This window comes from Paenibacillus typhae, assembly GCF_900099765.1.
In the GTDB taxonomy this organism is placed as follows: Bacteria; Bacillota; Bacilli; order Paenibacillales; family Paenibacillaceae; genus Paenibacillus_AQ; species Paenibacillus_AQ typhae.
Window position 1 is genome coordinate 221,020 of sequence record NZ_FNDX01000001.1, and the last position, 23,224, is coordinate 244,243.

The window sequence follows — 23,224 nt, forward strand, 5'->3', positions numbered from 1 at the left end:
AAAGATCGGAGTAATAGTAATGAAGAAGCGGAGTTTTACAATAGTAATAATCTTTTTAATATTCTTTATTATTCAACCTGGGCATGGCTTTGCTAAAACAAAAAGCGAAATAGACAAAGAATTGTCTCAGCTTCAAAAGCAAGCCGAACGAGCCGAGGATAAGAAGGAAGAGTCGGAAAATGAGAAACAGGAAGCCCAGCATTATGTGAATAAAAATCAACAATATCTACAGCAAGTGTTAAATGAAATGGAAGCTGTAGGGATGGACTTGACACGAATAGCTTCGGATATTGACCAAACAGAAGAGAACTTACGTGAAAGTTCGACGAAACTGAATGAAATTAAATTGCGAATAGAAGAGCGCCGAACGTGGTTGGAGTCACGGATTCGTTTCATGTATACTGAAGGTGAAGTTTCATATTTGAATGTACTATTTTCATCAACTAGCTTTGGGAATTTCTTGGAGCGTATTAACGTGATACAGGATATCATTAATCAAGACCGGATGATATTATCTGAAGAAGAAAAGGATAGAGTGCTAATTGAGCAGCAACAGCAAGAATTGGAAGGATACTACGCAAAAATCAAAGATCTTTATGCTAATGCAGAAGCACGTAAAAATGTTCTGAAGCAGAAGGAGGAAGAAAAACAAGAGCTTATAGCAAAATTCAATAATAATTTAGAGGAGTCTGAGGCTGTATCCGAAGAGCAGGAAGCAGTTCTAGTCGAACTTGCAGCGAAAAGAGCAGCATTAGAAAAGGAGAAAAATAAGCTGAAAACAGAAAAGGTCTATACTTATTCTAAAAATTTTGTAGGTAATGGTGGGACAATGGCGTTGCCTGTGTCAAATGCCCGAATATCCTCCGATTTTGGCAGCAGGGTGCACCCCATTACAGGAAAAGTAAAAAATCATAATGGAGTTGACATGGCAGCGACTGAAGGAACAGATATTAGAGCTGCAGAAGACGGTGTAGTTATTGTTGCGGAATGGTGGGGAGGGTATGGAAATACTGTTGTTATCGATCACGGGAACAACCTATGGACCCTTTACCCTCATATTCGTAATAACGGAATAAAAGTGGAAAAAGGTCAAATTGTTAAGCGTGGACAAAAAATTGCTGAGGTAGGTAGTACGGGGAATTCAACTGGACCTCATTTACATTTCGAAGTTCGTAAAAACGGAAAAGCAGTAAATCCAATGCCTTATTTGTAAATGATTCTCAGAGCACTTTATTAATGAAAGCCATAGTTTGCAAGAGGAACAGGGGAATAGATGCATAGACGTAAGGTTGTTGTCGGAGTCTTTTATATAGCCTCACTCATTTCTATTTATACTTTGAGGGGGGAACTGCTCTCTTGGCTTGACAATCTGGCTCCTAACAGTTGGCCCATCATATTGCTGGTTTCCTCCGTAATTGCAATGTTTCCGATTATTCCTTTTGCTCTTGTATCAGGAATTCTGGGTATCAAATACGGAGTTTGGACTGGGGGAGCGATGAGTTTATTCTCATCGACGCTGGCTGCGGTTTTTTCCTATTGGATTTTTGCAACGAGAGGAAGAGCGAATCATATTAGTTCCCAAAATAAGCTGTTCGTATGGAATGAACATGTTCAGCGTCGGCCATTCCTATTTATTCTTATTGGTCGGCTGCTATCATTTATCCCCGCGATGCTGATTAATGGATACTCAGGTTGGTTAAGGATTTCTTTTTTTTCGTACGTAATTGCAACGTTCTTGGGCAAAATCCCTACGATGCTCGTATTTGCCTATCTTGGTATCTCAACAGTATCTGGTTCGCAATACTTGTTGCCAATACTTATAATCTATGCTGTTTTTTTATTCGTCGTATATGTGTTTTATAAGAAGTTTTTTTACAATATTTCAGCCTTTCGGAACACAGAAAATGAACCATAAGATTAAAAAGAAAATCTGATAACAATAACAGGTCGGGTTATGCACCGGCCTGTTTGAGTGTGATTATTCATGGCTTAAGTGTTGGAGGGTTTGTTGAAAAATCTGTTCAATATGTGTGTCGTGCAAAGAATAAAAAACAGTTTTCCCTTCTTTTCGACGCTTTACGATGCGTAGGTTTCTTAAAAGTCTTAGCTGGTGAGAAACCGCAGATTGTCCCATATCAATTAAAATGCTTAGATCATTAACGCATAACTCTTCATGGAGAAGTGCATCTACAATTTTAATTCGAGTAGAATCACTAAAGGCTTTAAACCAATCAGCCATTTGAGATGCTGAAGTTGTATTCATCATTTTTGATTTTATAGACTGAAATTCCTTTTCAGAAGTGATAATTGTAACTTTATCTTCCTCGTTCGTGTATCCGCCCATTATTTTCACCTTCCTGTATCAACAGCTTTTTTATAGTATATCATGTTTGCTGAAAAATCTATTATCTTAGCAAACTAAGCCATGCCACATTGTTTGCTAATCGCTGCTAAAACATTGACTTGGATAAATGAGTAAGCATATAATGTAATTAATACATGAACACTTGCTCATATATATTTCTTTTGAGGAGATGACGATATTGGGACAATTAGGTCAAGCTAAAGAAACCGTGAAGCGTGAATTGTTGTTAGAAGGACTGGACTGTGCGAACTGTGCTTTGAAAATTGAGAATGGAGTAAAAAAAATCCAAGGCGTTTCAGATTGCTCTGTAAATTTTGTGAATAAAACGTTGTCTTTTGAGGCAAACAAAGATAAGGATGAAGAAATTGTAACTGCGGCAACTAAGCTGGTTAATAAGCTTGAACCGCATATTGAAGTTAGTATCAAGAGCAAAGGAGGGGCAAGTCGAGTGCGTGCAAAAGAAGGAAATAACCATAACCATTCTCATGGGGGACACGAAGGCCATTCACATGCTAGCGATGGTCATGCAGGCCATTCTCATGGAGAAGATGGTCATGAGGGCCATTCTCATGACGTCGGCAAAAACAAAATAAGAATAATGTTAATTCGTTTAGCTTTAGGTGCAGTTATTGGCGCAGTTGGATTATTAGGCTCTTTTACAGGATGGGTAGAATTTACAATTTTTTTGGCAGCATATCTCCTGATCGGGGGAGATATTGTCCTTCAAGCGTTAAAGAACATTCTTCGTGGTCAAGTGTTTGATGAATACTTCCTGATGTCTGTAGCCACAATCGGTGCATTCGCCATACAGGAGTATCCTGAAGGTGTAGCAGTAATGCTCTTTTATCAGGTGGGTGAATTGTTTCAAAGTATTGCCATTAACCGATCCCGTAAATCAATCAGTGCGTTATTAGATATCAGGCCGGATTATGCAAATCTAAAAACCGGAAATGATACAAAACGTGTATCACCGGAAGAGGTTAACATTGGTGACCATATTGTTGTAAAACCAGGAGAAAAGGTACCATTAGATGGAATTGTGCTTGAAGGAAGCTCTGCGGTAGACACCTCTGCGCTAACCGGTGAATCAATGCCGCGGGAAGTAGAAGTCAGGAGCGAGGTCCTGGGCGGTTTTATTAATAAAAATGGTGTTTTAACGATAGAAGTAACTAAACCGTTTGGAGAATCCACGGTATCCAAGATATTGGAACTTGTTGAAAATGCAAGCAGTAAAAAAGCGCCGACAGAAAAATTCATCTCAAAATTTGCACGTTACTACACGCCGGTAGTTGTAATCGTCGCTTTACTCTTGGCTGTGGTGCCTCCTCTAATTTTAAGTGGGGCTACTTTTTCAGATTGGATCTACCGTGCACTTGTCTTTCTGGTCATATCTTGCCCGTGTGCGCTTGTGGTTTCTATTCCTCTCGGTTTCTTTGGAGGAATTGGTGCAGCATCTAAGACAGGGATTCTCGTCAAGGGAAGCAATTACCTGGAAGCTTTAAATGATGTGAAATACGTAGTCTTTGATAAGACGGGGACGCTAACTAAGGGAGCCTTTAAAGTTACTAGCATTAAACCGGTTGCCGGATATACCAAAGATGAACTCCTGGAATATGCAGCTGCCGCGGAATTGCATTCAACTCATCCGATTGCTGAATCAATCAGAGTTGCCTATGGTAAGGAAATAAATGAAGATCGGTTGGATGGTTACAATGAAATTTCAGGACATGGGATACAAGTAGCAGTTCAAGGAAATGAGGTCTTAGCCGGTAACATTAAGTTGATGAACAAGTTTGGAATAACCTTTGACACTCCTAATGAAGCAGGGACGGTTATTCATGTTGCAATCGAAAAGAAATATGCAGGCTACATTGTTATCGCAGATGAGATTAAAGATGATTCTGCAAAAGCAATACAATCTTTAAAAGAATTAGGTATTAAGAAAACCGTGATGTTAACAGGGGACTCCAAGGTAGTTGGTGATTCTGTAGGAAAACAATTAGGCATAGATGAAGTGCATGCAGAATTACTTCCACAGCACAAAGTGGATGAGATCGAGAAGATAATGCAGAGTAAACCGGCCAAGGAAAAAATTATTTTTGTCGGAGACGGTATTAATGATACCCCCGTGTTAGCCAGAGCCGATGTTGGGATCGCAATGGGGGGGTTAGGGTCAGATGCTGCTATTGAAGCTGCTGATATCGTAATTATGACGGATGAACCATCAAAAATTTCGTCTGCTATTCGGATTGCTAAAAGGACCAGACGAATTGTTTGGCAGAATATCATCTTTGCACTGGGAGTAAAAGCTGCATTTTTGATTTTAGGCGCTTTTGGCTTTGCTACAATGTGGGAAGCAGTATTTTCAGATGTAGGGGTGACGGTGATTGCAGTTCTTAATGCTATGCGCGTATTAAAAGTGAACCAATCGTAGTAGTTTTCACCAAAGAGATTCATTTGAAATGTTAAAAAACTATAAAATTAAAGACCGCGCAAAAATCGATTCGATTTTTGTGCGGTATTTTTTAAGAACTTATAGTGAGACTGGTAGCGTCAAGAAGTTTGTGTAAAAGATTAGAAGTACCTCCCCGGGGTTACGGGTTGAGGGTGTAGGTGTTTCTGGGGGAGGGGGAACCCCGACCCCAGAAACAGGATTCATCAGCTACTTCTCTTCAGGTGCGGGTACATAAGGGTAGGGTAGCGTGCTTCAAATAGCTCATTTAGCTTCTTTTTAACGGTGTCCATCCCAAAGCCTGAGACGACCCGCTGCCCAAACGGTTCATTGTAGTCTAGCATTTCTAGGTACACGATTTTCTCTGCTGCATCCATATTCGTCAAGCTGTTCATCGGTTTAAGGCGCTTGCGGATTTCCTTGTTCATTCGCTCAATGGGATTCGATGTATAGATCGCTTTGCGGATGGGCTCCGGGTACTTGTAGAATGTCAGGAGCGTAGGCAATTGTTTTTCCCATGACTTTGTTTCTTTCGCAGCTTGTTCCACTTGGCTTTGAACGTATCAAAGCAAGCCCGGGCCAACTCCTCATCCCGTGCGGTATACACCATCTTCAGCCCTTCAAGGACATCCGTTTTGTGCTCGATTCGGATTTTGGGAAACGTGGCCCGCACTTTATGCACGACAAATGCTGCACATCCGCCTAAGGGTACGTTTCCTTAAAGGCCGCATCGAGCCCGGGAAGCCTGTCAAACACACCCAACAGTACTTCCTGAGCTCCACGGTTGTACAGGTCTTTTAGGACCTCCCGCCAGCCGTTCGAACTCTCTTGACCACCGATGTAGAACCCGAGGATTTGACGTTGTCCTTCTTCGTCGATGCCCATCGCAAAGTAGACCACTTCGCCAAGGACGGTGCCGCGTTTGAGCTTCACGTACAGTCCATCCAGGTAGATCACGGAGTAGCGCTTGCTCAGCGGTCGTTTCTGCCACTGGTGAATATCGTCAAGGACGGTAGCGGTAATGTTGCTGACCGTCGTAGGAGAGTACTGGCTGCCGAACATACTTTCAAAGAACCGGGCGACGTCCCGCGTCCCCATACCGCTTTTGATCTGGATTACCGCCTCCTCAAGCCACCCGTCCCGGCGTTGTTACGGCTCAAACATCTGCTTTTGGAAGAGACCCTGGCGGTCGCGGGGGACCTCCAGATCCTCCAGGTTGCCGTATTTCGTGTGCAGATTTCGCGTGTAGTATCCGTTGCGGCTTTTGCGTGTACCGCTTCCTCGCTCGTCATGAACACCTGGATTTCAGCACGCATAATGGATTCTATGTTGTCTTTGACAAACTGAGTGACAAGATTTTCAAATAGATTATTTAGCGGGTTTTCGGGTAAAATAGTCATCGAGTAGGGTTCCTCCTAGGTGGTTTCGCAATCCCGAGGATACCCTACTTTTTTGTTGCCTGGCTAGGCTCCAAATACTGGTACACAACTTATTTTACGCCATCGTGAGACTCAGCTTCAGTCCATTTCCAACATAATTAAATGAATATAAATACCTTACTCTATCTGGATTACACTCAGCCGTGGGGAAAATGTTTAGGGAAGATAATAAACGACAACCAGATATAAGAACTTCTATCGAAAAGATTATGGATGATTATGAAGAAAATTTTGAAGTTAGTAAGGTTTGTGAATATACAATTTATTTATCAATTTTGAAGAGAATGGAATCGATTGTAAGAGAGACAGACTCTCAGCGGAGTTATTTAATAAGTGAGTTCTTTCCGGGGGTTAACATTGAGAATGTAGCAGGAAATTAATGTGGATGCTTAGTAGTGATAACACAAAATTAAATGAAACTACTTTAGAACAATTAATATTAATGGATGGGCATACAGAATTTTTACGTTAAATTGAGGAAATTTTAGAAGAAATTAAAAAAGAATTGGACCCTCAGGAATATAAAACTATTGAGAATGACTATGTCATATTGGATAGACCTTTTGATGAAAATTCTATGATTCAAGCTTAAAGTGAATTGATTTTCTACTCCTACAAAGAAAAGAGTTTAAAGAATCAAATGTTTATTTTTACTTTCTAAACACCTCGGGGCTGAAGCTCCCCCTTGGTGTGGTCAGTATTGTTTACTGATCCACATGATAATTTCTACTCCCATGAATTTCACGGATAAGTAAAATTTTTTCATGCGGTACCCTCCTCACAATAGTAGCTAACAGTTAATCATATGATTTCTTTTAGGTTTTATTACTCTTAACCTGACTATAGGGGATACTACGGCGCTGATTTTATTTATGATATAACATCACCTGAACAGAACATTAGTTCTTCTTTTGGCTGTTTAGTGGTATACTGAGATAAAATGTATAGAATAAACTTTTTAAGTTAAATCTAATTCATTACGATACTTAAAAAATCTTAATAACGACTAAAAAAGACAACAATCGACGTATATTGTCTGGTATTATTGGACTATATTACCATACGTGGAGGCGTTGTTATGGATGGAATTATAGACTTCAAAAATTTCAATGATATTAACCTAAACGATCCTTTCTTTGATACATTAAAAGAAGATTATCCTGGATTTGGACAATGGTTTAAGAAGAAGGGGAATGAGTTAGCTCAAGTATTTTATAATGAGTCAGGCAATCTCGAAGCCTTTCTATATATGAAAACTGAGATAGGTCCAATCAATGATGTTCGGCCCGTACTGGATAACGGGTTATGGCTAAAAGTCGGAACCATGAAAGTTAATCCCCATGGGACTAGACTCGGAGAGCGATTCATAAAAAAAATTCTTGATTATGCTATTGTCAAAGATATTAAGAATATTTATGTTACTGTTTTCAGAAAGCATCAAAAATTAGTACAAACTTTTAAAAAATATGGTTTTATTGAAAGCGGGATAAAGTCATCGTCAGCAGGTGAAGAATTAGTATTTACAAAAAATTTAAAAGACATCGTAAATAACACCCTTCATGATTATCCACTGGTCGCATCAAGAAATAAAGCTAAACATTTGTTATCAGTAAAACCTAAATATCATACGAACTTATTCCCTGATTCTATTTTAAATAATGAAAGCTTCGATATCATCTCGGACGTTTCTCATACCAATAGCATACATAAAGTGTATCTCTCATCAATGCCGGGATTAGCTTCTGTTAAAGCTGGAGATCTGTTGGTAATATATAGGACTAAAACTGAAAATACGGTTGCGTGGTACACGTCTGTTGCAACTTCAATTTGTGTAATTGAAGAAGTTAAAAGTCCTCGTGATTTTTCAAGTTTGGAATCATATATGAAGTATTGTAAGAGTTATTCTGTTTTAACGGATTCAGAACTACTAGAATACTGGTATAAAAAAGGGCGAGTTTACATAATCAAAATGACATATAATATTGCATTTAGAAAAAGGCTAAATCGAAAAAGATTAGTTGAAGAAGTCGGATTAGACAAAAATGACTATTGGGGTTGTATAACTCTTTCGGATCAAGAGTTTGAAAAAATACTAACTTTAGGTGATGTTTATGAAAGTCTTATTATCAATTAAACCTGAATATGTAGAAAAAATATTTAACGGAGAAAAAAAATACGAATATAGAAAAGTCATTTTTAAAAAAAATGTAGATACGATTGTTGTATATTCCACGATGCCTGAAGGGCTAATAGTAGGAGAGTTTAAAGTTGATACTATCCTATTCGATAGTCCAGAGTTAATCTGGAATGAAACGAAAAAATTTGCTGGGGTTAGCGCAAAGTTCTTTAAAGAATATTTTGCAAACAGACACGAAGGTTATGCAATTAAGATAATCGACCCAGTGAGATATGAGAAGCCAATTGATCCAAAGCTTGAATTTGATTCCTTCTATGCTCCTCAATCATTTTGTTACATAACATAACAAATATGGTTTATGTGTAAAGAACTGATTGAATGCTTGAAAAGCAAACTTATATTTAATCAAATATAATACTACTTGGTAGAAATAACTTTGACATATAGTCCCTGGCCATATTAGAGCTAGAAATCTCAAAGTTTATTGTGAATATATGTATTGCTGTAGACCTGCGCCAAACGTAGAGTTCTCTTCTTTCTTGTCTCTTCTAAAAGGATTGTTTTGTTTTAAAGACAATTTTAAACTAGTGAATCAGGGCATTCATTAAGTGGAGGTTTTATGATTAATAATTCATTACTGAGTGAATTGGTGACTGAACTGGAACATCGATATATTTATGATTTCATGGAAGATTTTACAGTTTTACGATTGGATGATGAAAGGTTTGAAATTTCCCATAAAGATTTTGATTTTACTCTAAAACTGGATTACTTAAGGCAGGATAAGGTAGGAATCTCTTTTGATGCAGCTCGTGAGATTCTGTATTCATTTAATAAAAAATACATTGAACATGAAAATAAGTTTATAGAAATTTTTGAGGACTGTGGTTTTCTTTTGAAAAAAAATAATTATGCAGAGTTTCTTATAACTTATGATTCTCTCTTTTATGAACATCCAAATTACAATGATAATTTTGATATTGGTGAAAGTGAAATAGAGATTTCAGAGCCAAGTTTATTATACAAATTGTTATTTAATTCTTTTGGAGATGATAAAACATTCATTTCTTGGGAAACCTTGAAAACAATAAAACTTAATAATTTTCCAATTGAAAAGCTAGAGAATTATTTGCAGCAAATCCTGTTTATAATGGCTAAGTATGATGCTCCTGAATTTGAGGGGATCGGAGATCATCCAAGGATTATTCCTTATCAATATCATGGAGAAGACACGATATGGAATGATCCTGGCGAAAGAGAAGAATTTGATGATATTTATATTGAACCTATTAAATATTTAGAGCCAATTGCATTTTTCAACAGGGCAAGAAGTGGAAATGATCCAATGTACTACTATCGTACAATTGAATTTTTTTTCATAATAAATAAAAAATCTAATATTAAACATAGCGTTGAAACTTATAATGAATCACAGGATATGGACAAATTGATTAAAGAGTTAAGCAATATATATGGAATAAAAGAGTTGGATCTTTTAAAGAATCTTCTTAGCAATATATTTGGTGTCGAAGAAGTCATTCACTACGCAAAAGATTGCGAGATTATTGAAAATACTGATATCTCTGCATTCTCAACTTCCTTATATAACTATAGAAATAGTATTGTACACGGAAAAGGAGACACCAAGTTTACTTTGACTGTACCAACTATAGAGGTTTTACATCCGGAATCCAAGGATAGATATTGGACAGAGGTACTCAAAAGGTTGGCTAATCTTGTTATAAAGCAGTTTTGTTTCGAAAAAATTATACTCTAGCTTGAATCAAAAAAAATATAAAATTTTAAATTCATCTTCGAATGAAGAGCAGATGTTTCAAATAACGAAAAAGTAACTTACTGATTTCCTGCGAAATAGTAGAGTGAATTCTTAATTGTAATATCTAATAATTTGTTTGCGAAGATGGAGGACCAAATTATGTTAATAAGGCCTAGACTAAACGATTTTCATGACCTGGCATTTACTCAGCAGGATGTGGATTTTGCAATTCCATTCCTCAATGAAGATATTCCTTTATATTTGGATCCATTTCTTTTATGGAAGTCTCCATCTATGCAAGACAATTCATTACATACGGCAATTTCAAATTCATTTAATCATATAGGGTATCTTTTGAAAAAAGGCCAAGAAAATGAAGCGTTAACAATACTAAAGACATCCTCAGAATGTGCAGAAGTTGGAATGGGATCCTCTTCCAAAAGAAGAGGAGTACGAATAAGCGAGAAGACAGCACTCTCAATTTCATATCTCTTTTCCAATGTTCCTCAAATATCTAAGAATGGATTTACTCATTTTGAAGAAATACAGCTCTACATTGATCAAATATCTAAAGACAGAGTAAGTGATATTGCCTGCAACTTTTTAAAGTCGTTCTTAATCGATTACACAATCCAGCAAAGCGATCGTCACCGAATACCCCTTGAAAAAGTGGAAATTAATAATTTATATGACTACAAAAAGAATCAGTTTGTAGTAGAAAACACATACTTGCCAGTTAACCCTGAAACAAAACAACCCATACTTGTTGTTCCAAAGCGTTGGCTTAGATATATACCATGGATTAATTATGAAGATTATTTTGATGGTTATTTTGTAAAAGAGATTTTATATGAACAAGGTAACATACCTACACGAGTTGAAATTTTAGAATTTAATCGAAAAAACTATGATGTAGTTCAAAACTATGTTAAGCAAAAAGAAAAGACATTAGAGGATTGTAAAAATGACCCCTTGTTTAAGCAGATACCTATAATATCAGCTAAGAGAAAATTAGATTCTATTATCAAATTACCGTCCGGAAAAACAGATAATGCAGATAAAAAATATGAAGATTCTGTCTGTCAACTTATGGCATCAGCACTTTACCCGTATTTGGATTTTGCTGAAACACAGAGCAGGACTGATTCAGGAACTCAAATTAGAGATTTAATTTTTTATAATAATCGATCTTATGATTTTTTGAAAGATATTTATGATGATTATCAAACGAGGCAAATTGTGATGGAATTAAAGAATGTGGCTAAGGTAGAAAGAGACCATGTCAATCAACTTAATCGTTATTTATCTGAATCATTTGGAAGATTTGGAATTCTTATCACAAGAAATCCATTACCCAAACCTATTTTTAAAAACACTATTGATCTTTGGGCTGGTCAAAGGAAATGTATTATCGCATTAACCGATGAGGATTTAAAATTGATGACATCAGTGTACGAAAGTAAACAGCGCCATCCAATTGAAGTAATAAAGAAGAAATACCTAGAATTTAAACGTAGTTGTCCATCCTAAAATATATTAAAGGGGGAATTTGAAAATGAATGTTGATGTTAGTTTTTTTGAAAAAACACAAGCACAATTACAAGGTTTATTTGACGAAATAGGAATTCTATCTAAAAAAAAACCTGATGATGCTATCAATAAATTTAAGCTAAAAATCATTAATCCAATATTGTTTCAAGCTAATGAATTGTTGGATGAAGAATACAAACCATTTTCAGATTTTGATCATTTTGACGAAGAGAGTCTTCCAACTAATAGTGATGTCTTATTAATTTTATCACAATATTTGAATTGTCTAGAAAAACTACGAGCTGATAATATTGTTCAAAATAACATACGCTGGTTTTGGAAAAAGAATGGAGTTAAAACCGATATCCCTACAGCACCACCAAAAAAGATATCTCGGTAAACTTAAGGAGGAGAAATATTTAACATGAAATCACGAAGTGATAGTACAAATTTACCGACTGTCGAAATAGTAGCCAAATTTGAAATGTTGGCACCTATGCTAGAGTCAGCTTTATTTGAAATGCGCGAGTTCTCAAAGAAGAAGCAAGACGGTGTATTGAATCCGTTGAAAGTAAAAATAATTAATAGGTTATTGGTGGATATTAAAGATGTATTAAGCTCAGATAAAAGCACAAACTACCTTGATTTATTGGATGATGAATTATTACCACAAAATAGTGATGCTGTTCTAGTCCTGGGTCAATTTAAAGCAGCAATGGAGCAATTTAAGAATAAATACTTTGGCAATGTTAACGGAACCTATCGCTGGCGAACTGTTGAAAATACTTGATTTATTTTCACATTTATAAGAATGAAATAACTGATGAAGAAAGATATCAATAGGCAGAAGGATATGATGTAAACCAGCATATCGGCATCATGGGCGGCGATAAAATAACGAAGCTACATACGGTCGTCGATGGATTATGAAATCTAAGTATTCTAACTGCTACTAAACAAGACTGTTATGGTCTTGTTTTTTAGTTTTGTTCATAAATTTCGTTGCAAAGTAAATATAAATGAAATGTTTAAAGATACAATATTATGGGGATAATAAGTATAAGAGAATGTAGGGTTTATGGAGGGAATGAGATGGAGTATTTAAACCCTGAAAAAATAATCACGGATATTTCAGCGTTTATTGATGTTCATAACCATACCTTTTTCTTTATTATAGCTCCAACCAAAAAAGGGAAAACTTCTGTTTTAAAAGAGTATGTGATGGAACAAGATTCCACTTGCTATATGACACTGACGGCTAACGCTGCTAGATACCAAAAATTAATTAGTCTAACAATTTTGTGTGCACTGGGTGATAATGTAGGTAATAGGTATTGTTTAGAAGACAATTTGAAACATATTAAAGTGCTAATGAAAAATGAAGGCATCTCTAGTATTATAATCGATGATATTCAAAACCTTATAGGTAGTGATCAAAGGAATTGGTTTTTTAAACTTCTTCACAATCTTGCAAATGAGGCAGATGTTAAATTTATACTGTCAGGCACAGATATTCCTGAATTAGAGGGTTACCTCTCTAGTAATACTACTATAAAAAAGTATGCAATTTAAAATAAGTAGTTAAAATATAAAGAACGTAATTAATTTACTATTATGTAATTCAATTTTTGAATCTGTTAATAAATGCTAATATGGCCAAGGTAACTATGAATATTAGTAACAAAGAGTTTGAACGATCAGACTAAAAACGGCTTTATAAAAGTCATGTAGCACGCCTTCGTCTGCATCGCTGTGGGTGCATTGTATCGAAATGGATGAAACAGGAATTATCATGAATGTACGTGTAATTAGCGTGATGCTAAAACGAATAAATTTTAGCTTTATCAATGCCACGTATTCACTTGCCAACGTCAACGAGTAAGTTCGAGTGTTCTTCAAAAGCAATAAAATCAATCCCCTAATCAATCCCCTCAGTACAATTTCATTCCTCACGTCTAGCAATGCAAATTCACAACATAAAGAAAATATTTTGGAGCAAAATTATTTGGTGCTATTAACCATGAAACGGTTTAAGTTTATCAACGAGAAGAAAAAGTCAACACTGCAGACTTTATTTTTAAAAAAGATAATTTCTTTGCCTATCCTGATGGAAAAAGGGCACTGACTTTGAACGATGGATACATCATGCTACAGAGCTTTTCATATAAATGATTTTATGAAACGAACCAACAACCAACCGGTGGAGATAATAAATTCTCTCCTTATCAGGTTATAAATTTAAAAATAAACCAATCAATTATTTGATTGGTTTATTTTTGTTATGAAGATTAATTGAAAAAATTATATAATGACATAAGTTGTGACTGTAAATTATTAAATAGTAATTTGCGTATTATAGAGCGCATATTGTGAATGTATATTATGCATAATGATGTATAACGCCCAAAAGTACGTTTTCTCGTTTAAAATGGAACAAAAGAAGGGAATTAACTAATGGAGCTGACTTTTCTCATTTAAAATGGAACAGCATTCCTTATTATATAAGGGTTTTCTAGCAGTGAATTCTCAATTAAAATGGAACGTCACATTTGTGATGGATCACCAATGCTGCAAAAATGGCAGTGAAAGCTGCAAAAAGTGAATCACGTTAATTGATAATCATTCCGGATATTCATTGTTGTGAATAAAAATTCATTTGAGAATATTTATGCGTTTAATTTTGATCTATGATTAATTCTTGAGCATATAATGATGCAAAAAAGTCCTGATTAGGGAATTCCTAAGACAGGACTTTTTTGAGTTTAAAAAGTTTTTGGTGTTATCCAGTTTTTTTTTGCTATTTACCTTTTAAGAACAAGTGGTGTCAACTTAAAGGTCTTATTTTAATAAAGTTTTGGAAAAATAGTATCTATTGTTTATCATTAATGTTTCTAATTATAATGTCATAAGAGTGAATTATCGGAGGGGTATCAATGAGGGAGTTAAAAAATATTGAGGAACGAATTTTGGATCGTGCACTTTATCTAATGGGGAAGAATAAAAGCTGTAATATTGCGATTAGGGCAATTGCTAAGGAAGCCAATGTAAACGTGAGCGCTATTAATTATTATTTTAGAAGCAAAGACGAAATGCTTAAACTGGTAAAAGAATTCTACATTGAAAATACCCTTGCCGTATTATCAATACTTCAAAATGAAACCTACAGTGAAAAAGAGAAACTGCTGTTATCTGCAAATGAGATCATGGAATATTCACTGCGTTTTCCCGGTAACAGAGTGATACATACGCATTCCTTAGAATGTGCGGATAATGATGAAACTTCAAAACGAATTATTGATCTATCTCAGGAAATTGGTAACTTGCTCAAAGAATGCTTACGCAATCTTATCCCAGGAGATGAGACAAACTTCAAATTCAAGTATTTAATTTTCACTTCATCTGTTAACTATCCAACGGAATACGAAGGAGTTATGGAAACAGATGGTTTAATCTTGGCCAGCAAAGAAGCTCGTATAGAGTATCTTAAATTATTGATTCATTCGTTGTTTTCTACATAAGAGAGTTCGCGAAAAATTCAAACAATTTGTTTTAAACATATTGTTATAATTCTCTGTCTCAGGTATATTTAAGGTGTCAGTAATCAAGTCGAATTGATTATGTGAAATTTATTACAAAGTTTCGCGCCGTTAAAAAGAATGTGAGGGAGAATGTTTATGACTTATCCTGCTTTGTTCAGTCCTATTAAAATCAGGGGTTTAGAATTGAAAAACCGTATTATCTTTCCGGCCATGGGAACCAAAATGCCTAATGAGGAACGCTTCGTTACTCAGCAGCTTATAGATTACCATGTGGCCAGAGCAGAAGGAGGATGCGGCTTAAATTTCACTGAGGTATGCTCGGTATACGCTCCAGCTTCCCCTAAGAAGTTCCTGGCCATTTCTGAGGATAAATATATCCCGGGTTTACAGCAGCTTACAGATGCAATCCACAATGCAGGCGGCAAGGCAGGAATTCAGCTGTGGCTGGGTGGATTGGCGGTTGCCAGTGATCCCGAGCAGATGATCATTATTCCAAGTCCCGTGCCTGTGCCTGGTACAGAATATACCATACCCGGAGCAGAAATCGAGACATTAAAAGCGGCGGCTAATGCATTTGGAGAAGGGGCGCGGCGGGCAGTGCAAGCTGGCTTTGATGCCATTGAATTTCATGCAGGCCATAACTACACCCCTCATTCATTTCTAAGTCCCTTCTTTAACCGGAGAACCGACGAATATGGGGGAGACCTGCAGAACAGGGCCAGATTCCTGATTGAATGTATTTCGTCTATCCGCCAGAATATACCGGATGATATGCCATTGTTTATGCGTATTGACGCGCACGATGATTATCTGGAAGGCGGACTGAGTATAGAGGATGTTATCGCATTCTGTAATATGTCAAAAGCTGCCGGAGTAGATGCGCTTGACGTTTCGCGTGGCAACTTCTCATCTGCAGCAATAAAATATGAGGTTCCTCCAATTGACCTGCCAAGAGGCTTTAATGTTGATAATGCAGACAGAATTCGTCGGGAAACCGGTATGATAACTGTTGCGGTAGGACGTATTAATACCCCTGGTCAAGCAGAGGAAATCCTGGCGGATGGCAAAGCAGATATGGTGGTTATCGGTCGCGCCCAGCTTGCTGATCCTGAGTTCTGTATGAAGGCCCAATCCGGAAACAGTGATGATATCGTACAGTGTGTCGCTTGCAATCAGGGCTGTTATGACGGATTTGTCTCAAGTGAAGTCCCTTACATTACATGTTTAAGAAACCCGGCTTTGGGGAGAGAATCGGAATACAAACTGATGATGACAGATCATCCCAAGAAGGTTGTGGTTGCTGGTGGCGGAATCGCAGGTTTGGAAGCGGCAATGGTCCTTAAACGCAGAGGACATCAGCCGATTGTATGTGAGGCAACAGGAGCTCTAGGCGGCCAGTTTGCCCTGGCTGGTGAAGCGCCAAGAAAAGAAGAGATGAAAGCAGCAGCTATATCCCGGGGAGAACAAGTAATTAGAGAGGGGATTGAGGTCAGACTGGATAGCCCGGTTACAGAGTCATTGCTGGAAGAGCTTAAACCAGACGAAGTTATTGTGGCCATAGGTGCAGCTCCAATGCAGCTAAATATTCCCGGAAGCCAGTTGACGAAGGTTACAAATTCGCACGATGTACTATCTGGAGAAGCAATGGTTTCCGGAGAAGTCGTTATTATTGGCGGAGGACTGGTTGGTCTTGAGGTTGCAGAATACCTCCATGGTAAGGCTTCTAAGATCACTGTAGTTGAGATGCTGGATAAAGTGGCTAAAGACTTGGGGGAATTACGCTCGATCTGTGTAATGGAAAGCCTTCGTGAATCAGGAGTCCATCTTTTGACCAATACCAAATGCCTTGAAATTAATGAGTATGGCGTAGTCATTGAAAACAAGGGAGAAGTTTCTGAGTATCCATGTGACTCTGTTGTTGTTGCTATCGGGGCAAAGTCACGGAACTATGAGGGGCTCCAGCATTTTTGCAATGAGCGTCAAATCCCTATTCATGTTGTCGGTGATGCATTACGTGCCCGCAGAGCTTTGAACGCCGTCAGCGAAGCGCATGAAGTGGCCAGAATGATTTAAATAAAACTGAAGCAATAATTCATATTAAACTTAAGAACAACTCGAAAACCGGGTTGTTCTTTTAAGCATTTATAATGTATTTTTGAAATAATAAAGGAGCAGACAGGAGCCCGTTATGACAGCACCAAGAGAATGCTTTCCGAAACTTAAATGGTTAAATAGAAGATGGAACAAATGGAGCCTGACTAGAAAGCTTGTTGTATTTTACCTTCCCCTATTTGTGTTGCCTTCTATAATTGGCCTTAGTCTGCTTGCTCAAAATTACAATACAGCGATTCGGGCAAACGCAGAAGCTTACTCAGAGACGATTGCCAAGCTGACGGTTGATAAACTGGAAGCAGCAGTACAATCTTATAATAATGTGAGCCTGCATATTCTGAGTTCGGATGAGGTGGCCCGCACTCTTGCTGTTCCAGTTCATAATGAATTCGAGAAGCTGGGCCTGCAGCAGCAGCTGGAGAAAAGTGTATTGCCGATCATTGGCGGCTTGGATGATAAACGGATCATTGGATGTGTATTTGTAACAGATGAGAGCACATATATTATTGGTCAGGATAGTCAAGAGCCACTGGACAGGCAGGACTTGGCGGAGATCATTAACGCAAATGGGGCAGCTTACTGGGCTACTGTGAAGAGCAAATCTTCTGACTCTGGAAATATAGGCGCATTCAGACTTGGCCGTATTATAAAAGATGATAATTTCCGTCCAATAGGCACCTTCTACCTTGTAGTTTCATCAGACGTATTTAGGGAGGTTCTTCATTCTGCTTTGGCAGGCTCCAGCACATCTTTTAAGCTGGCAGACTATCAGCAAGAGGTACTCCTGACAGAACCGAAAATCCAGGACAATCAAATTACAGATGCACTACGGCTAAAAAAGACGCTTTCACTTAATGGTTGGACATTAACAGCAGAATACGCCCTGAACACTCTGTATGCTACTGTTTACCGAATGAGCATTTTTGCTTCTTGGCTGGCTGGCGGTTGTCTGCTTCTTGGCTTAGCTGCTTCCTATTTGATCCGTACAGACATTGTCATCCCAATGGCAAAACTTCTGGCAAATATGAGAAGAGGGATACGCGGGGAGCAACCGAATGCGTTATCAAAATTTAAAGGTGCACGGGAGATTATGCAGCTAAACGACACCTTTATATCGGTGATGTATGAAATTTATAATTTGGTGGCCGAAGTCAGGAAGGGTGAGGAGCGTAAACGGAAGGTCCAGTTAAAAGTACTTCAAAATCAACTCTCGCCTCATTTCATGTATAATACGCTTAATTCCATACGCTGGATGGCCATGATACGAAAACAGGATCATATTAGAGAAATGGTTGATGCATTGAGCAACTTGCTGCGATATTCAATCAGGGATACTGACGAGCTTGTTACCCTGGAAAACGAAGTAAACATCATGCGTGAATTTGTTAAAATTCAGCAGGTGAGGTATCAGAATTTTGTCTTCAAGGTTGAACTGGATGATACGGTTGCGCAGTGCAGACTGTTAAAGTTTCTGATTCAGCCTCTGCTTGAAAATGCTATTGTTCATGGCCTTTCCTCCATCAATCATTCCGGAGAGATACACCTTGAAGCCCGGAAAGAGGAGGGGATGCTTCTCATCAGAATTTGGGATAACGGCAGCGGCATAGAACCTGAGCGGTTAGAACAAATTCATGAGCTCCTGAATAGCGGAAATAGCAACCATATAGGGCTGTTGAGTGTAAAAGAGAGAATTGAGATATTCTACGGACCGCAACATGGAATGGAGATTTCAAGCCTGGCGGGTACTGGAACAACAGTAGATCTTAGACTGCCAATTATGGGAGAAGGGGGAGGGACGTATGATTAAGCTGGCTATTGTTGACGATGAGTCTCTCGTTCGGGTTGGATTCCAGACCATAATTGACTGGCAGGCGTTTGGCTATGAGCTGCATGGAGTATACCGGAACGGAAAAGAGGCTTGGGAAGCCTTTTGTCAGAACGGAACCCCGGATGTTCTGCTGACAGATATACGCATGCCTGAAATGGATGGTTTGGAATTGATCCGTCACATCAGGCAGGCTGACATGGACATGATTATTCTGGTTCTGAGCAGCTATGAAGAATTTGAATACACACGTAAATCCATACAACTGGGCGTCCAGGATTACATCCCCAAGCATCTTTTTGATCCCGAAGAATTGATTGCTACCCTATCCCGATTAACCGATAAAAAAAAGAATGCCGTACAAGAGCAGATGCAACGGAGCCATTCTAATGCCTTAGACGAGGAGAAGCAGCGTTTAATGACACACTCGAGAATGCTTCCGGGGATTATTGCACCTGCTGTTGTTATGGATCCGGTAAACTATCCTATACTCTCAGAAATGTTGAAGCATACATCTTCAGTCAGATGGGTTACGATCCATTCTTGGCTAGTGAATCACTCAGATCATGCTTCGGATCAATCCGCACTGGGTTTTCTGCTTCAGGATCTTATGAACAAGACGGTATATGCTGTCCCTCTTGGTGTTGACCGGGGCAGTTTTCATGGATTGCTCTTCTGTGATGAACAGGGACAGGAAGAGATTCTGATGCTGACCGGACTGGTAAAAGAATGGATAGATACAGTCAAACAGAATCTGGCGATTACAGTTGTGGCTGGCCTATCCGAGAGCCGAAGCTTCCAAGAATGCAAGATGCTAAGAAATCAAGCCGAGCAGATGTTTGAGTGTTCTTTTTTTAAGGGACCGGGATTGTACCGCTTCGAATTGGAAAGAGATCCTGATCCGGAGCCTATAGAGTTACAGCTTCAGCAGTGGCAGCAGCAGTTCGCAATTTTGATGAAACAAGCCTCATACACTGAATTTAAGAAATGGCTGGACGTTGTTGGAGAGGAGCTGAGCAGACTTCATTCTCCTGACACGGCCTTCCGACTGATTCAGTGGATGCTGAAAGTATATCTGAATGATCGCATGGACAATAATTTGCTGAGTGGGATAGACGAAGTAAGTGCAGTTCCGTCTCCATTTTTTTCGAAAGGGCACTTCCTTACATGGAATGACTTGAAGAATTCCTTTTTGGAAACGGTTGAACATTTGGAAGCCTCAGCCGGATCAAAACCTGGCCGTCATCCATGGCTTGAACCAGTATTTGTGTATGTTAAAGAACATTTTGCGGATAGTATCCGGCTTGAAGAAGCTGCAAAAATGGTTAATTTGAATATACACTATTTCAGCCACCGGTTCAGCCAGGAAATGGGGATGACTTTTCTGGAGTATGTTACGCAGATCCGTATACGCAAGTCGATGCAGTTAATAAGAGAGTTTCAGCTGTCAGCTGAGGAAGTGGCTTCCCGGGTAGGGTATCCCAACTCTAATTATTTCGTAAAGGTATTCAAGAAGGTAACGGGAATGACAGTATCTGAATTTAAAAGTTCTCAGGTATCCAAACTAAATTAATGGAATGATCAACAAATAATATGGAACGCTATTTAACCGGAGCATAATGTTCCGGTTTTTTGTGCTACTGTGAATTCGAATAAGCCAATAAAGTGGCATCATAAACAAAAACCTGTTCATGGTTCCTTACTATTTTGTGAACTATGATTATTACAGGCAATATATAACGCAAGACATGAAGGGAGAAAGAATCGATGACAAAGGGGAAAACAAAAAAAGCACTTCTTGTGGCTACGGGAGCTTCTGTATTGCTTTTAGCTGCATGTGGAAACAACACCGAGAACCCGGCATCTAGCAACGGGAACAGTGCTGATACCGGCAAGCAGGTTGAATTAACCGTTTGGGGCGATCAGGCCAATCAATCCTCATTTGAATCTGCATTTACCGCAATTAATAAGGCATTTGAAGACGAGCATCCGAACATTAAATTAAATTATCAATTTTCGGGAACAGAAACAGCAATTGATACGGCTGTCAAAAGTAATTCTTTACCGGATGTATTCTTTGTACAGGGTAACAAAACCCCGAAGATGAAGCTCTACGTTGAGAGTGGAGCACTGCTTCCGCTTGACAGTTATGAAATGGATACAAGCCGGTATGGAGAAGATGCCTTGGAGTATGCGATGGTTGAGGGTAAGCTGTACGCTGCTCCGCCTGCCTTTATGGATTCGCAGCTGATCTTTTATAACAAAGATATCTTTGAAAAAGAAGGAGTAACGGTACCTGCGACCTTTGATGAGTTCATCACACTGGCCGCAACTCTCAAGGACAAAGGAATCACTCCTTTCAGCGTGCCGGGTAAAGCGGAGTTTGAACGGGCGTGGCTTGCTTTTGCCATGATGCCGTCAACTGCAGAAGAAGCATTGAACAAAATAAAAGAAGGAACAGGTTCATTTAACGATCCAGACATTATTAAAACATTCCAGACGATCAGGGATTTCGCGGATAAGGGATATTTCACCAAGGATTTGGCGTCAGTGGACAATGCCGGCGCGCAACTGGCTTTTACTAACGGAAAATCAGCGATGATTGCAGACGGAACCTGGAACGATCCGACATTTGTCGGAGCAGGGGTGAATCTGGGCAGATTCTATATTCCAACAGCTTCAGGTGAGCGTATCGCTCCGCAAAGCTTTAGCAATGCAACTACTTACGCTGTATCCGCTGCAACTGAACATCCGGCAGAAGCGGCTGAATACGTTAAATTCCTGTCCGGCCAAAAGGCACAGCAGCTGTTTGAGGATGAAACCGGCGCCGTGCCTGCACTGCAGGACATCACACCGAGAGACGAAGGGGTTAAGGAGCTAAGTGCCTTTGATTCACTGGGTCATAATATTTATTCCGTTCTGACAGATGTCTCAACAGAAGAGGTTAAGCTGACCGACATTTTCTTGCAACAGGTAATCCCTATGCTGCTGACTTCCCAAATTGACGGGCAACAAGCTGCAGATATGTTAGAGGAAGCGCTGCTCCGTACGAAATAAAGAGATATTTTTATTGGACGGTTGAGCATAGCAGCTTAACCGTCCAGATAATTTGGAGGAGATTATCTATGTTGCAGTGGTTTGGTAAGAAGCCGTACCTGTGGTTCATTCTGCCTGGTTTCATTCTGTATTCGATTTTTGTTATATACCCGATTTTTTCTGCGGCACAGCTCAGCCTGTTCCATTCTAACGGTTTTGGTGCGAAGGTGTTCGTAGGCTTCGATAATTATATTGAACTCTTTACTAACTCGGAATTAAAACGTCAATTTTTAAATGCGCTTAAAAATAATGTTATTTTAGTTGTGCTTAATGTCGGACTCCTAATTCCTGTCCAGTTATATTTTGCCTACGTGATCTATACCCGTGTCAAAGGCTATCGAATTTTTCAAACCATGATCTTTGCACCGCAATTTATTACCACCAGTGTTATTGTCTTCCTGGCCACACTTGTTTTTGATCAGAATATCGGTATTTTCAATGAACTGCTTAATATCATCGGGCTGGGCGAGTATGCCCGGAACTGGCTTGGAATACCAGGGTATGAAGTCATTACGTTGTTCATTATTAATGCCTGGGCCGGGGTCGGCTTCAGTATGATCTATTTCGTAGCTGCCATGAAGATGCTGTCAGATGAGGTCATGGAAGCTTCTTATTTGGACGGAGCCGGATACTGGAGACGTTTCTTCTCGGTTATAATTCCGCAGATTCGCTCCAGTATCGTGAATATAGCTATGATCAGCTACATTGCTGCTATGACATTGTTTGATTTCAGCTATCTGCTGGGTGGTGTAAGCGGAGGAATTAATAATTCGATGGATGTTATGACATTGTTCTTCTACAGAATTACATTCGGAACAAACGGCGCCATGGGAGGCTCGGTCAGTACAAACTCTGTTGGAATGGGAACTACGATTGCGTGCGTTATGTTTGCCATAATCTTCGTTGTCGCTCTAATCCAGCTTAGACTAACGTATAAGGAGGAGAACTGATT

At 38.7% G+C, this 23,224-nt stretch carries 17 protein-coding genes and 1 pseudogene; 16 read left to right on the forward strand and 2 right to left on the reverse strand.

What is annotated here, in order from left to right; translation table 11 throughout:
* Positions 1–19 precede the first annotated feature (19 nt).
* Positions 20–1,213 carry a murein hydrolase activator EnvC family protein gene (locus tag BLR64_RS00890; protein ID WP_090711273.1) on the forward strand — a complete coding sequence of 398 codons (1,194 nt, stop codon included), beginning with the start codon at positions 20–22 and terminating at the stop codon, positions 1,211–1,213.
* 60 nt (positions 1,214–1,273) lie between these two features.
* Positions 1,274–1,915 (forward strand): TVP38/TMEM64 family protein, encoded by a 642-nt coding sequence (locus tag BLR64_RS00895; protein ID WP_090711275.1) that lies wholly within the window; start codon positions 1,274–1,276, stop codon positions 1,913–1,915.
* Between the two features lie 63 nt (positions 1,916–1,978).
* On the opposite strand, the gene BLR64_RS00900 is transcribed toward BLR64_RS00895, so the two are convergent.
* Positions 1,979–2,344 (reverse strand): ArsR/SmtB family transcription factor, encoded by a 366-nt coding sequence (locus BLR64_RS00900; protein WP_090711277.1) that lies wholly within the window; start codon positions 2,342–2,344, stop codon positions 1,979–1,981.
* Positions 2,345–2,543: 199 nt separating this feature from the next.
* Here BLR64_RS00900 and BLR64_RS00905 point away from each other — a divergent pair, with 199 nt between their 5' ends.
* Entirely contained in the window at positions 2,544–4,799 is a 2,256-nt protein-coding gene (locus tag BLR64_RS00905) for a heavy metal translocating P-type ATPase (protein WP_244157569.1), read from the forward strand.
* A 224-nt stretch (positions 4,800–5,023) separates the two neighbouring features.
* Here the strand turns inward: BLR64_RS00905 and BLR64_RS00910 are convergent.
* Positions 5,024–6,217: pseudogene (locus BLR64_RS00910) on the reverse strand (IS256 family transposase).
* A 1,117-nt stretch (positions 6,218–7,334) separates the two neighbouring features.
* Between BLR64_RS00910 and BLR64_RS00915 the strand changes: the two are divergent.
* The 13 genes from BLR64_RS00915 to BLR64_RS00975 all read left to right on the forward strand — a co-directional run bounded on the left by BLR64_RS00915 (position 7,335) and on the right by BLR64_RS00975 (position 23,222).
* The gene (locus tag BLR64_RS00915; protein WP_090711279.1) at positions 7,335–8,390 is read left to right on the forward strand and encodes an N-acetyltransferase; all 1,056 of its coding nucleotides are present in this window, start codon (positions 7,335–7,337) and stop codon (positions 8,388–8,390) included.
* Positions 8,368–8,739 carry an ASCH domain-containing protein gene (locus BLR64_RS00920; protein ID WP_090711281.1) on the forward strand — a complete coding sequence of 124 codons (372 nt, stop codon included), beginning with the start codon at positions 8,368–8,370 and terminating at the stop codon, positions 8,737–8,739. Before BLR64_RS00915 ends, BLR64_RS00920 begins: the two co-directional genes overlap by 23 nt.
* Positions 8,740–9,012: 273 nt before the next feature.
* Positions 9,013–10,170 carry a hypothetical protein gene (locus BLR64_RS00925; RefSeq protein ID WP_090711283.1) on the forward strand — a complete coding sequence of 386 codons (1,158 nt, stop codon included), beginning with the start codon at positions 9,013–9,015 and terminating at the stop codon, positions 10,168–10,170.
* A gap of 159 nt (positions 10,171–10,329) precedes the next feature.
* Positions 10,330–11,700 (forward strand): hypothetical protein, encoded by a 1,371-nt coding sequence (locus BLR64_RS00930; protein WP_208607104.1) that lies wholly within the window; start codon positions 10,330–10,332, stop codon positions 11,698–11,700.
* 25 nt (positions 11,701–11,725) lie between these two features.
* Complete coding sequence (locus tag BLR64_RS00935; protein ID WP_090711285.1) at positions 11,726–12,100, forward strand: hypothetical protein; 375 nt, start codon at positions 11,726–11,728, stop codon at positions 12,098–12,100.
* A 24-nt stretch (positions 12,101–12,124) separates the two neighbouring features.
* The gene (locus tag BLR64_RS00940) at positions 12,125–12,490 is read left to right on the forward strand and encodes a hypothetical protein (RefSeq protein ID WP_090711287.1); all 366 of its coding nucleotides are present in this window, start codon (positions 12,125–12,127) and stop codon (positions 12,488–12,490) included.
* A gap of 302 nt (positions 12,491–12,792) precedes the next feature.
* Complete coding sequence (locus BLR64_RS00945) at positions 12,793–13,272, forward strand: AAA family ATPase (RefSeq protein WP_167360567.1); 480 nt, start codon at positions 12,793–12,795, stop codon at positions 13,270–13,272.
* Positions 13,273–14,633: 1,361 nt separating this feature from the next.
* A complete protein-coding gene (locus BLR64_RS00950; RefSeq protein WP_090711291.1) occupies positions 14,634–15,218 on the forward strand; it encodes a TetR/AcrR family transcriptional regulator in 585 nt (194 codons plus the stop codon).
* Positions 15,219–15,368: 150 nt separating this feature from the next.
* Positions 15,369–17,312, forward strand: coding sequence for a bile acid Fe-S flavoenzyme BaiCD (gene baiCD, locus BLR64_RS00955; protein ID WP_244157570.1), 1,944 nt, complete (start codon positions 15,369–15,371; stop codon positions 17,310–17,312).
* A 115-nt stretch (positions 17,313–17,427) separates the two neighbouring features.
* The gene (locus BLR64_RS00960; protein WP_090711294.1) at positions 17,428–19,158 is read left to right on the forward strand and encodes a sensor histidine kinase; all 1,731 of its coding nucleotides are present in this window, start codon (positions 17,428–17,430) and stop codon (positions 19,156–19,158) included.
* Positions 19,151–20,749: a response regulator transcription factor gene (locus BLR64_RS00965; RefSeq protein ID WP_090711296.1), complete on the forward strand. Its 1,599-nt coding sequence runs from the start codon at positions 19,151–19,153 to the stop codon at positions 20,747–20,749. Before BLR64_RS00960 ends, BLR64_RS00965 begins: the two co-directional genes overlap by 8 nt.
* Positions 20,750–20,943: 194 nt before the next feature.
* The gene (locus BLR64_RS00970) at positions 20,944–22,233 is read left to right on the forward strand and encodes an ABC transporter substrate-binding protein (RefSeq protein WP_090711299.1); all 1,290 of its coding nucleotides are present in this window, start codon (positions 20,944–20,946) and stop codon (positions 22,231–22,233) included.
* Positions 22,234–22,301: 68 nt separating this feature from the next.
* Positions 22,302–23,222 (forward strand): carbohydrate ABC transporter permease, encoded by a 921-nt coding sequence (locus BLR64_RS00975; protein WP_068728161.1) that lies wholly within the window; start codon positions 22,302–22,304, stop codon positions 23,220–23,222.
* Positions 23,223–23,224 lie beyond the last annotated feature (2 nt).